Genomic DNA, 11,671 nt, shown 5'->3' on the forward strand with positions numbered 1-11,671 from the left:
CCCTAGGCCGCCGCTCCACTCTCTGCATCACTTCTTGTCGCGCGCGTCCAGCATCCGCTTGATCTGTCCGGCGTCCGTGCCTGGACGAACGCTGGGGAACGGAGCGGCGCGCAGTCCCGCGAGATGGATGTCGAGAAAACGCTCCCAGGCCTCGGGGGCAACGGAACCGCTCACGGCGACGACACCGCGTACTCCCCAGATCAGGATCTGGAGGTCGCCCTTGGTGGCGCTGTCGTTGATCGTGCGATGCGTCTTCGCCTGGGTCAGAAGTTGGTCGAACAGGCTGTCGAGTTGCTCGCCCACGCCCGGGCCCAGATCGCTGATGAAGCGGTCGGAATAGCCGAGGTGGTCGATCAAAGACCTGCTGAGCAGGCGGAGAAATTCCTCCAGACCGGTCCCGTCCCCTCGCGCGAGAGCCTCCTGTGCAGCTGCGACGAGACCCTCGTACATCGAATTCACCAATTGGCTGAGCAGGAGTTCCTTGTTCGGGAAATGCCGGTAGACGGTGCCGACACCGACGCCCGCGCGGCTGGCGACAACGTCCAGGCCCACGTCGGTTCCCAGCTCGGAGAACACCTCATGGGCGCTCCTCAGGATCAGCTCCTGGTTGCGGGCCGCGTCTCGGCGCACGAGGGCTCCTTTCGCGGCACGCTGGGGGTTTCCGGTATCAGAAGCGCGGCCACGGCGGCCAGCACGAAGACGAATGCCATCGCGGCGAAGCCGACTATATATCCGGACCTTTCCGGCAAGCCGTTCGGCATCAGCTGTGACGTCACGACGCTTGCCATCAGCGCCGCGCCGACCGAGCCGCCGATCGTCCGGATGTTGGCGTTCATGCCGCTGGCGACGCCGGTCTGCGACGGTGGAACGGCCGCGACGACGAGACCCGACATCGCCGCGAAGACGAGTCCGAGCCCGACTCCGATGAGGGCCGAGGACAGATAGATCTCCCACGTGTGCTCGTGTGCGACGGCGAGCAGGGCCATGGCAGCGCCACCGATGAGACACCCGAGGACCACGACTCGCCTGGCACTGATGATCGACGCGAGGCGTCCGGCGAACACGCCGGACACGAACATGGTGATCGACGAAGGCAGGAGCAGCAGACCGGACTCGGCGATGCTGGCGCCGAAGCCGTAGCCGGCGGACGGAGAGGTCTGGACGAACTGCGGAAGAAAGGCGAAGACCGCGTACATCGTGGCGCCGGTGAGCAGAGCTATCAGGTTGCTGGTCCAGATGGTGGTCAAGCGCAACATCCGCAGATCGATCAGAGGTGTCGCGGCCCGCTGCTCGGCCCGGATCCATAGTCCGCCTGCCACGAGCGCCCCGGCCAGCAAGCCGATGACAACCGGTGAGCCCCAGCCCTCGGCGGGTGCATGGTTCATCGCCAGCAGCAGACACACCAGCCAAGCGGAGAGCAGGACCGCGGGCAGCCAGCTCACCGTTCCGCCGCGACGTTCCGGTGAGGGCGGCACCAGGAAGCGCGCGGCTACGGCGGCCACCAGCGTCACGATCATGGGCAACCAGAACAGCCAGCGGTAGCCCAGGTGGTCGACGATGGGACCGGCCAGGACGATGCCGAGACCCCCTCCGACCGCGCTCAACGAGGCGATCAACCCAACGGCACCGGCGACCTTTTCCCTTGGGAACTCGTCACGGACGATGCCGAAGGACAGCGGGAGAGCGCCACCGCCGAGGCCTTGGACGACCCGGGCGATGATCATCACCGTCATGTTCGTGGCCACCGCCGCCAGCAGGGACCCCACGGACAGGGCCAGAAGGACGAAGACCAGAACACCTCGCCGGCCCAGCAGGTCGCCGATCCGGCCCATGATCGGCGTGCAGATCGAGGCCGCCAGCAGGTAGGCGGTCAGAACCCAGGTGACGGTGGCCTGACTGGTGTGCAGGACCGTCACCATCGTCGCGAGGACGGGCGTCAGCAAGGACTGCATCAAGGTGAAAGCGACGACCGACGACGCCAGGACGGCGAAGGTCGCGTTGAGCGGGATACGGCGGGTCTGGGAGTCCACGGGGACCTCGAGCTTCCAACGGCGCGTTCGGTGTGCGCCGTCGACTGTACATGAATCGGAAACGGACGTCCGCTTCCGTTTTGACGCTGTCGCGGGTACCTTCACCGACCAGGACCCCTCCGACGAGAAAGAGATCCGGAATTCCATCGCCAATCGCAGCAAGGGTGAAGCTGGGCGCATCACGCTTCGCACCCCTGGCCGGCGCCTCGGGCCGACGCGGCAACTTCACCGATCGGCTGAGGGCCGGATGCGGATGAAGATCAGGTGGAGCACTCGCGAGCTGGCCGAGGTGGCCGGCACCACGGTGAAGACCGTCCGTCACTACCACCGGACCGGGCTGCTGCCCGAGCCGCACCGGGCCGACAACGGGTACAGACAGTACGAGACCACGCACTTGATCCGGTTGCTGCGGATTCGCCGCCTCGTAGAACTCGGAGTGTCACTGCCGGAGATCACGGTCATCGAGGGCTCGGGCGAGGGCGCCGAACAGACCTTCCGCGCCTTGGACGCCGAGCTGGCGGCGAGCATCGAACACCAGCAACGGGTCCGGGCAGAACTGGCGCTGATCATGGGTGACGTCAGCCTGGCCGGCCTACCGTCCGGTTTCGACGGTCACGTCGGTAGCCGGTCGCGGGCCACCCACGCGTTCGTGCTTGTCGCCGTCCGGCTGCTGGACCCGTCGGTCGTCGAAACCCTGCGCGAGCTGATGTCCACGCCGCGAAGTGATACGGCGACAGAGTTCGACACCCTGCCCGGCGATGCGAACGAGCAGACACGGCAGAGTCTCGCGGAGCGGTACGCGCCCGAGGTCATCCGCACTGTCCACAGCCACCCTCGGCTGAAGGACGTGGCGGAACGGGCCGCGACCGGCCTCGACATGGGCCCGTGGTCCGTGGTGATCGAGGGAATCCTCGAGCTGCACAACACGGCCCAGATCGACGTCATCAAGCGCATGTACGCCGCCCTTCACCCGCCCGGGACGGGCACAGCGCCTGACGCAACTCGTGACGGTGCCCCACGGGGGCGTGATCGGCCGACGCGCACGAGGCGCGGCTGGAGCACACGAGAACTGGCCGAGATCGCCGGCCTCACCGTGAAAACGGTGAGGCACTACCACGCGATCGGTCTGCTGGCGGAGCCGGAGCGGCTGGCCAACGGCTACAAGCAGTACCGGCTGCCCCACCTCGTCCGGCTCCTGGAGATCCGCCGGCTCACTGATCTCGGCATGAGGCTGTCCGACATCGCGGCCACGCAGCATCGGGTTGAGGACGCGGAGCAGTTGTTCAGCGCGCTCGACTCCGCGACGGCCGCTGACATCGAACGCAAGGAGCGCACCCGCGCCGAGTTGGCGGAGATCCGGAAGCAGCAGCACCTGACCGAGCTGCCGCCCGGATTCGGCGGAGTCGCCGATGACCTTACGGGCAGCGATCGAACGATCGCCATGCTCGGCTCACGAGTCTTCGAACCCTGGGTCATGCAGGAGCTGAAGGCGCTGATGTCGCACCCGCGCACCGCCTGCGCGCGCGAGTTCGACTCGCTGCCCGCCGACGCCGACGAGAAGACCCGGCAACTTCTGGCCGAACGGTACGCGCCCGAGGTTCACCAGCACCAACAGCGGCACCCGGACCTGATGGCCGTGGCCGAGGACGGCAAAGCGGGCCGCGGGCCGCGTCACTGGGCGATCATCGGCCAAGCAATCACCGAGCTGTACAACCCCGCCCAGCTCGACGTCCTGCACCGCATGAAAGTCATCATCGCCGGCCAGGTCGAAAGCCGCTCTTGACGTTGCCCCACGGGCACGGCATCGAGAGCGATCCCTCCAACAGCGACAGTCCACGCCTCGTGGTGATGACCGGTGCCGTCGATCCTGGTCGGGGCCCGTGGCGTTGGGCGTGACGTGCCCGCTGGTGTCTCAACCCTCCAGCTGGATCTCGCCTCTCTCGGCAAGGTCCGGGAATTCGCGGAAGCGTACGTTTCCCTGGTGAAGGGCGAGGTCACCTACCCCGATCCGGCCGTTCGCCCGCGACGAACTGCAGATCCTTACCCCGGAGCCAGGTTCGCACGGTCTGGACCAGTTCCTCCTTGCGCTCCAGCGGCAACCAGTGCCCGGCAGGCAGACTCGTCTCGGTCAGGTCCGCGCAGGCCGAGCGCATCGGGTCACCCTGGTGATTGCCCGTCACGGTGCAGATCGCGTCCCAGTCGCCGTTGACGAACAGCACCGGCAGGGTCAGGCGGCCACCGTCGGGCGCCTCGCGGGCATAGGCGATGTTGGCGGCGTCGTTGGTGTACCACGCGCAGGACGGGCCGAAGCCCTGCGCCTTGAACGCCCGGACCAGCACGTCGAAGTCCTCGGCGGGCCAGAGAGCCGGGTCGGCCGCGGTCGGCGGGGCGTGGTGCTCGCCGCCGAAGCGGCCACCGTCCCGGGTGACCGTCGCGGTCGGTGCGACCTGGCCGAGCGCGTCGGGGTCACCCGGCCGATAGATCGACGCCAGAGTGGCGGCCGGGTCCGCATCGAGGTCCGCGACCGCGGCGTCGAAGTGGGTGGTGTAGTGGCGGTAGTAGTCCCACTGGCCGTCCGGGTAGCGGTCGGCTGGATAGATCGTCCGATCGACCAGCGGCACGAGCGTGGCCAGGCTGTTCGAGTCCGGGAAGTACGCCCACGAGGTCAGTACGACGCCGCGGCAGCGCTCGGGCGCATGGGCGGCAACCGCGCCGGCCACGATGGAGCCCCAGTCGTGCCCGACCCAGACCGCCGGTCCTCCCCCGAGCTGGTCGTGCAGCTCCCCCAGGTCGGCCACGACCTCCCTGATGGCGTAGTCCTCGTTGGCCGCCGGGGCGGCGGACGCACCGAAGCCGCGGAGGTCGGGGGCGACGCAGTGCCAGCCGTCGGCGGCGAACGCCTCCAGCTGGGCGCGCCACATCAACCCGATGGCCGGCCAGCCGTGCAAGAAGATCATCAGCGGTCCGTCGGCCGGGCCGGACTCGACGTAGTGCGTCGCCTGACGAGCCGTGCGGAAGGTGCGGAAACTCAACGACGGGGCCCGAGCCGGCCGAGGCTCGGAGCCACCGGCCCGACGGCCGTGCATGATTCCGGCGACGGCGGCCAGGACGACCAGGACGATTTCCAAGGCCCCGTACGCGACGGCGGTGGGCTGGAGACCGAACCGCTCGACGGCGAGACCGGCCGCGAGCGCCGGCACACTGAAGGCGAGGTAACTGGCGATGTACATGGTCGCGAACACCTGGCCGCGCCGGGCCTCCGGCGCGGCCACGCTCAGCGCTCCCAGGGCGAACCGGAACGACGCACCGAAGCCGCATCCCGCGAACACCGAGCCGACCACGTAGAGCGTCAACGTACCGGTCAGCATGGCGACGACCGTGATCAGGACGCCGACGGCGAGAGTCCCGTAGCCGAACCCCTCCCGCAGCCGGGGCGGCGTCACCGTCGATGCCAGCGTGCCCGCGATCCCGGCGGCGAAGAACGCCCCGAGCACGATGCCGACGACAAAATGACTGCGTACGCCGAGCACGGTGCCGAGCACCGACGACCCTAGGGACAGATACAGTCCGGCGAGCGCCCATGTCGCCGCGATGGACGGCAGCAGGGACAGGAACACCGGCCGCGTCTCGAGCGGCAGTCCGGCGCTGGGTCGCAGCGACCGCCAGATCGATTCGCGCGGTGCCACATCGGAACGGGCCCGCTCGGGAGTCAGCCAGACGAGCGCGGCCAGCACCAGATAGACGATGCCGAGGATCCAGAAGACGAGTTGGCGCGGCAGCGGCGCGAACTCCACCAGCGCACCGGCGAGGACCGCCCCGATCGCGATGCCCAGCGCGGGGACCGAGCTGCTGACGATCGAAGCGGATCGCGGGTTCGGTGCGGAGTCCGTGATCATCGCCGTGGTGGTGCCCGTGGCGGCGCCGACCGCGAATCCCTGCACGATGCGCGCGAGGGTCAGGTCACCGGTGCCTCCGGCGATCGCGAAGAGCAGCATGCCCAGCGCGAGGAGCACCAGGGCTCCGGAGGCGACCGGCCGGCGTCCGATCCGGTCGGAGAGCGATCCGACGGTCAGCAGCGCGGCGAGCAGCGCGAAGACGTACACGGCGAAGATGAACGTCAACGTGAAGGCCGAGAAGCCCCAGAGCTGCTGGTAGACGGGGTAGAGCGGGGACGGCGCCGAGGCCGCCGTCAGCGTCGCGGCACCGGCGGCCCCGGCGACGACGTAGGAGACTGGACGAGTGAGCACGCGACCTCCGTCAAAAGCAATAATCTTTGCTTTAACCGTCGTTCGGGCCGGTCAAACGTGCTCACGTATGATCGTGGGGTGTCTGACCGAGGAGCCGCACGTCGCCCCGGCGGACGAAGTGACCGGGTGCTCACCGCGATCTACACCGCGGTCGGCGAGCTGGTCGGGACGGGAGCCGACCGGATCAGCTTCCCGGTGATCGCCGAGCGGGCCGGGATCAACCCGACGACGCTGTACCGCCGCTGGCCGGACGTCAACGCGCTGCTCGAGGAGGTCGCGGTCGCCGCCCTCACCCGGGACGGCGACGCGCTGCCCGACACCGGGTCGTTCGAGCAGGACCTGACGGCGTGGGCGAGCGTCATCGCGCGCGACGTCACCCGCCCCGAACGGGTCCGCTACATGCGTGCGATGGTCGCCGCCCGCGTCGACCTCGTGGTGCACTGCGCGGTCACCGAGAAGCGGGGTGAACAGGCGGCGGAGATGGTCCGCCGGGCCCACGAGCGTGGCGAGCAGACGCCGACGGTCCCGCAGATCCTCGACCACGTCATCGCGCCGCTGTACCACCACGTCGTCTTCGCCCTGCCCGCGGACGAGCAGTACGCGCGACGGCTGGTCCGCGACGTCCTGTCGATGGCCTGAACCAACGCCGAGTGGCCTGAGCTCGGATCCGCCCACGGCGGGCGCTGTGTCCAGGACCGGGCCGGCAGAAGCCGCCGCGGAGCTCCGGCTGCAGCAAGGTGACGGCGCGGGAGCCACTCCCCCGATGCGCACTCCGCCTTCGGAGTGCGACCCGAAGAGTGCGGCCGGGCGTACCCATCGCCGTCGGCGACTCAACGACGACCCATCCGACCCAGAAGGGCTCGGCCCGCGACTCGTGGTTCGTGTCGCGCGCGGTGGGGCTCGCTCATGTGCTGCGTGATGCCGTTGGGCCGCAGCGCCTTCCGCTCGGCTCGGCTCCGCTCGGCTCGGCTCGGCCAACGACAATGCCGGAAGCTGAGCCCTCGGCTGCCTCGCCCGGGCCCGCAAGTACCGGGACAGCGCCCGTGTTTGCCGATCTCCGACAGCCACTCGCCGGTCGACCGGTTCAGCGTCGACGTCGGACCAGCTGTCAGGGCGTCAGACTCAGCGAAGTCATCGATTCGAAAACGAGGAGTCCGTACTCCGTCAGCGGCAGAACCCTCGTGGCTCAGGCTCAGGGCCAGCCGCAACCCCACGGCCGTGCGAGCGGGACGAGCGAATCAAACGCTACGAGGCACCAAGGCAGGTACTCGCCCTCGCGGTGCGCTTGGCGACGCCGGCCGCTCGACGCGCCGTCATTCATCACGAAAGGACTCTCCGCGAGCAACGCCCGATCCATACCGCTCTGCTGGTCTTCAGCACCGCACCGGATGCGTCCAGCTGAGTGGCTCCTGCTCACCGCGAACTCGTTTAAATTAGACCAACGCGGCCGCTGGGCAACGGTGTGTCGCCCAGCGACCGCATCAGCCTGACCGCTCAGACTTGCTCGCCGATACCCAGTCGCTGTTGGGCGCGTTCGGCCGACGCGCTCGCCCCGTAGTGCCGCGGCATATCCGAGCAGCACTATCAGGTCGCCCGTATCGCCGCCGTCGAGCTGAACTCGTGCGCGAAGCTGATTAACCCTGCCGGGTAGCAGTCTTGCGAACTTCTGAGCGTGCCGACCGAAACCGGATGCCCGGGTCGGCGGGACGAGCGGGCAGGCCCGGCCTCCGGCTTTGAGCGCGAGGCCGAAGGCGCCGCGCTCGCCGATCGCCGCCGGAGGTTCAGAGTTGAGTGCCGCCGGAGGCATCGATGACCTGGCCGGTGATCCAGCGGCCCTGGTCGGAGGCGAGGAATGCGACGATGTCGGCGATGTCCTCCGGCTCGCCGAGGCGTCCGAGGGCGACGCGGGCCGTGGCCTGTGCGGCGGCCGGCTCATTGGTAAGCAGGTGGGCGTTGTTGTCGGTAAGCGTGACGCCGGGCGACACCGCGTTGACGGTAATCCTCCGGGGTCCGAGCTGCTGGGCGAGGGTGTGCGTGAATGCGTCCAGGGCACCCTTGGCCGCGGCGTAGGCGATCAGCTCCGGGCTGGCGACCGTGGCCGCGATGCTGGAGATGTTGATGATCCGGCCGCCGTCGCGCAAGCGCGGCAGCGCGAGCTTGGTGACGAAGAACGGCGCTTTCACGCTCGTCGCGAACACCCGGTCGAATTCGTCCTCGGCGAGCCCTTCCAGCCGGGTGAAGCTGCCCTTGGCGGCGTTGTGGACGAGGATGTCGAGCCCGCCGCCGGGCGCCAGGTCTCCGGCCGCCTCGTCGAACGCCGCCCACAGGTGGCCCGCGTCGCCCGGGGTACCCAAGTCGGTGTGCAGGGCGAACGCCCGGCCACCGTCCCGGACGATCCGCTCGACGGTGTCCCGGGCGGCCGCCTCGTTGCGGGACCAGACGATGCCGACGATCGCGCCGTCGCGGGCGAACCGTTCGGCGATCGCCCGGCCGATTCCGCGGCTACCGCCGGTGATGAGCGCGACCTTGTTCTCCAACATCGGTGCCTCCGAAAAATTATGTGGCCAGACAAAATTTGTCTAGACACATATATGCCGGGTCGGGCGCGTCCTGCAAGATGGCAGACATCACTGAGGAGGCCGGCCGATGAACCCACCGACCCTGGTCGAGCACGCGCCGCTGAGCTTCGGGCTGTTCGCGATGTGCCGGACCATGTTCGGCTATGGCACCGAGTTGCTCCTCCGGCTCGGCCTCTATCCGGGCCAGGAGCTCATCCTCATGCGCCTGTACGACGCCGATGGCCAGACCCAGTCCGACCTGCAGGCCTCCCTCGGCTCCGACCACTCCACGATCTCGCGCAGCATCCGCCGTATGGAAGAGGCCGGGCTGGTCACCCGCAGCCCCGCCGACCACGACCGGCGGGCGATGGTCGTCTCGCTCACCGACGCCGGACGCGCCCTGCGACCCGGGCTCACCGAAATGTGGGGCACGATGGAGGCCGCTCTGAGCGGTGCGCTGACCGAGCAGGAGCGCACCGACCTGCCGCGTACCGTCTGTTCCTTGCACCGGGCCTTGGCCTCGGCCCGCGCCGCCGGCTGACGGGCGAGAGGCCCCGGTACATGCCCGCAGTCAACCTTTCAACATCGTGACGACGTAGTCACGTCCACGCGGGATTCCGAACCCTCAGTCCCCAACGGCCAAGCCGACACGGGCCATGCGCTCTTCTCGGACGGTGAAGGCCGCCGTCGAGCCAGGGCGGCCCGACGACGGCCGACGCGCGGCCAGAACGCTTCGCCGATACCGAGACGGGCCTGCGTCCGCTGGGCGCGCTCCGTAGTGGCGCGGCATGCCCGCCGACGCCCCGCCGAGCAGCACCATCAAATCCCCGGTGTCGCCGCCGGCGAGCTTCCACTCGTGCGCGAAGCCGTGCCGCCATCGGTGCGCGTGCACGTGCGCCACCCCGGCGGTCTCGCCGAGGCGCCGCAGCCGGATCTTGATCCCGTTGGGCCGCAACGCCCGACCGTCCCGCGCCAGCCACAGTTCCGGCGACTGCGACCCGGGATGCGTGGCTCACGCCCGCAGATACCGGCTCAATGCCTGCCGGTCTTCGGCCCGAACCGCACCCGCCGGTCCTTCGCGCCTTCCCGTGCAGATGCACCGAGTCGTTGCCTATCTCCGACAACCGCGTCCCCGTCGACCGGTAGAGCCGGATCAGCGCCGTGTCCCGCACCGCGAGGAAGCTCTTCCCGCGGCAAGCCGCCAACAGCTTCGCGGTGTCTCGTCCCCGAGCACCGCCACCAGCTTCACCGGCGTCCGCGGCTCCCGAATCCGGCGCATCGGCGACCGGTCGATCACTTCCTCGTCCAGTTGCAGCCAGCCGAAGAACTGCTTGAGGCACTTGCGCTTGTTCAACGCCGTCCCTGCCGAGCGGGTCTCGACCATCCACGCCTGGAAGGCCTCGACGTGCGCCCGCGTCACCGCAGCGGGGTTCACCGCCGCCTCGTCGGCGTCCGGATCCGGCGACTGCTCCTCCAGATACCGCGCGAGCCGCGCGGCGGCCAGCAGGTAGTTGTAGCGGGTCGTCTCCGGGTGGTTGGCGGTCCGCAGCGACCGATCCCAGTAAAGGAGTCCAGCAGCGGCGTGCTCGACCTCGACGAACGTTCCTGAACACGAAAAAGGGTTCCCTCAGGTCATCTGACCTGCGGAAACCCTTGCCGTTGTCGGGCTGACAGGATTTGAACCTGCGACCCCTTGACCCCCAGTCAAGTGCGCTACCAAGCTGCGCTACAGCCCGAATGTCGTCGCGCCGCTGGCGCGCTGACGGGATAACCCTACCGCACGGTCGCGCGGAGGTTCTCACCCCGGTTGCCACCCCAGGTGCAATTTAGTTGCGAACTCACCCAAATCGTGGCTGAGGGCGCGAACTGGCCGGAGAGTGGGGAACACGACCCCCACGAGGAGCTTTCGATGACCATCCCCCTGCCCGCCGGCACCCAGCTGATCCTCACCGGCCCTGCTCAGGCCGTCGAGTTATTGACGCTGGCTGCGGCCGAGGTCGGCGACCAGGAGCAGATCTCGGTGCTGGTGATGGGCTCGGACGCCCCGCCGCAGCGCGGGATGATCAGCATCCCGACCCCGTTCGGCGTCATGCGGACGATCGCCGCGCTCGACGTGGACGAAGGCACGGTCACGCTCAAGATGTCGAAGATCCCGCCCGCGTGGCAGCGCCGGGACGCGCACCGCATGCCGCTCGTCGTCCCGATCCGTGGCACCACGGTCTCGCTGCCCGCGCTCGCCGGCGCCGGTGCGCCCGGTCCGCAGCGGCCGGTGCGGTTCAACGGCACGACGCTCGACATCTCGCCCGGCGGCCTCTCGGCCCGGCTCACGGTGGAGTCCGACGCGCTGCGGCTCCCGGCCGGCGTCCGCGACGTGTTCCTGGAGATCGACCCGTTCAGCTCGCACCCGGTGGCCGCCACGCTGCGGGTGGTCGACGTGCGTTCCGACCGGCTGCGCGGCGAGTTCGAGTACCTCTCCCCCAGCGACTGGCTCCACCTGGCCCAGCTCGCGCGCGACGCGTCCGATCTCCCGCCGTTCGACGGACCGGGGCTGCCCTAGCCGATCTCGCGGTTGAGCGCGTCGATCACCCGCTGCACCAGACCGCTGTCGGCCGCCTCCAGCGGCCCGTGCATCTCCACCGACGACCAGGGCGAGGCCACCCCGACGCTGCCTCGCAACTGGTCGTCCCAGGCCGGGCCCTCGCACAACGACCACCAGTGGAAGTCCTCGAGGGTGCCCAGCGTCTCCGACCGCTGCTTGGCCGCTTCGTCGCTGCGCACCCAGATGTCGCCGAACCTGTCCCGCCACGCGGTGTTGTTCGCCGGCTCGCTCACTGTC

At 69.1% G+C, this 11,671-nt stretch carries 10 protein-coding genes, 1 tRNA gene and 1 pseudogene; 4 read left to right on the plus strand and 8 right to left on the minus strand.

Annotated elements, in window-relative coordinates; genetic code table 11:
- Positions 1 to 27 precede the first annotated feature (27 nt).
- Both CRYAR_RS28605 and CRYAR_RS28610 read right to left on the minus strand, forming a co-directional pair.
- Positions 28 to 630 (minus strand): TetR/AcrR family transcriptional regulator, encoded by a 603-nt coding sequence (locus tag CRYAR_RS28605; protein WP_051571066.1) that lies wholly within the window; start codon positions 628 to 630, stop codon positions 28 to 30.
- The gene (locus tag CRYAR_RS28610; RefSeq protein WP_051571067.1) at positions 597 to 2,030 is read right to left on the minus strand and encodes an MFS transporter; all 1,434 of its coding nucleotides are present in this window, start codon (positions 2,028 to 2,030) and stop codon (positions 597 to 599) included. The genes CRYAR_RS28605 and CRYAR_RS28610 overlap by 34 nt, the downstream gene beginning before the upstream one ends.
- Before the next feature lie 247 nt (positions 2,031 to 2,277).
- On the opposite strand from CRYAR_RS28610, the gene CRYAR_RS49175 reads away from it, so the two are divergent.
- Positions 2,278 to 3,813, plus strand: coding sequence for a MerR family transcriptional regulator (locus CRYAR_RS49175; RefSeq protein ID WP_211247686.1), 1,536 nt, complete (start codon positions 2,278 to 2,280; stop codon positions 3,811 to 3,813).
- Positions 3,814 to 4,024: 211 nt separating this feature from the next.
- Here CRYAR_RS49175 and CRYAR_RS50940 read toward each other — a convergent pair whose 3' ends face one another.
- Together CRYAR_RS50940 and CRYAR_RS50945 are read right to left on the minus strand one after the other, a co-directional pair.
- Positions 4,025 to 5,116, minus strand: a complete 1,092-nt coding sequence (locus tag CRYAR_RS50940; RefSeq protein ID WP_051572227.1) for an alpha/beta fold hydrolase — start codon at positions 5,114 to 5,116, stop codon at positions 4,025 to 4,027.
- 126 nt (positions 5,117 to 5,242) lie between these two features.
- Positions 5,243 to 6,277: pseudogene (locus tag CRYAR_RS50945) on the minus strand (MFS transporter); the annotation flags it as partial.
- A 78-nt stretch (positions 6,278 to 6,355) separates the two neighbouring features.
- Here CRYAR_RS50945 and CRYAR_RS28630 point away from each other — a divergent pair.
- Entirely contained in the window at positions 6,356 to 6,916 is a 561-nt protein-coding gene (locus tag CRYAR_RS28630) for a TetR/AcrR family transcriptional regulator (protein ID WP_211247687.1), read from the plus strand.
- 1,142 nt (positions 6,917 to 8,058) lie between these two features.
- On the opposite strand, the gene CRYAR_RS28635 is transcribed toward CRYAR_RS28630, so the two are convergent.
- The gene (locus CRYAR_RS28635; RefSeq protein ID WP_035856461.1) at positions 8,059 to 8,817 is read right to left on the minus strand and encodes an SDR family NAD(P)-dependent oxidoreductase; all 759 of its coding nucleotides are present in this window, start codon (positions 8,815 to 8,817) and stop codon (positions 8,059 to 8,061) included.
- Positions 8,818 to 8,923: 106 nt separating this feature from the next.
- On the opposite strand from CRYAR_RS28635, the gene CRYAR_RS28640 reads away from it, so the two are divergent.
- Positions 8,924 to 9,376, plus strand: coding sequence for a MarR family winged helix-turn-helix transcriptional regulator (locus CRYAR_RS28640; protein ID WP_035856462.1), 453 nt, complete (start codon positions 8,924 to 8,926; stop codon positions 9,374 to 9,376).
- Positions 9,377 to 9,988: 612 nt separating this feature from the next.
- Here the strand turns inward: CRYAR_RS28640 and CRYAR_RS49180 are convergent.
- Positions 9,989 to 10,384: a phage integrase N-terminal SAM-like domain-containing protein gene (locus CRYAR_RS49180; protein ID WP_211248022.1), complete on the minus strand. Its 396-nt coding sequence runs from the start codon at positions 10,382 to 10,384 to the stop codon at positions 9,989 to 9,991.
- 113 nt (positions 10,385 to 10,497) lie between these two features.
- A tRNA-Pro gene (locus CRYAR_RS28650) sits at positions 10,498 to 10,571 on the minus strand.
- Between the two features lie 173 nt (positions 10,572 to 10,744).
- Between CRYAR_RS28650 and CRYAR_RS28655 the strand changes: the two genes are divergently transcribed.
- Positions 10,745 to 11,392 carry a PilZ domain-containing protein gene (locus CRYAR_RS28655; RefSeq protein ID WP_035856463.1) on the plus strand — a complete coding sequence of 216 codons (648 nt, stop codon included), beginning with the start codon at positions 10,745 to 10,747 and terminating at the stop codon, positions 11,390 to 11,392.
- Here the strand turns inward: CRYAR_RS28655 and CRYAR_RS28660 are convergent.
- Positions 11,389 to 11,667: a hypothetical protein gene (locus tag CRYAR_RS28660; RefSeq protein ID WP_035856464.1), complete on the minus strand. Its 279-nt coding sequence runs from the start codon at positions 11,665 to 11,667 to the stop codon at positions 11,389 to 11,391. The genes CRYAR_RS28655 and CRYAR_RS28660 overlap by 4 nt on opposite strands.
- Between the last annotated feature and the right edge of the window lie 4 nt (positions 11,668 to 11,671).

The organism is Cryptosporangium arvum DSM 44712, from assembly GCF_000585375.1.
Lineage (GTDB): Bacteria > Actinomycetota > Actinomycetes > Mycobacteriales > Cryptosporangiaceae > Cryptosporangium > Cryptosporangium arvum.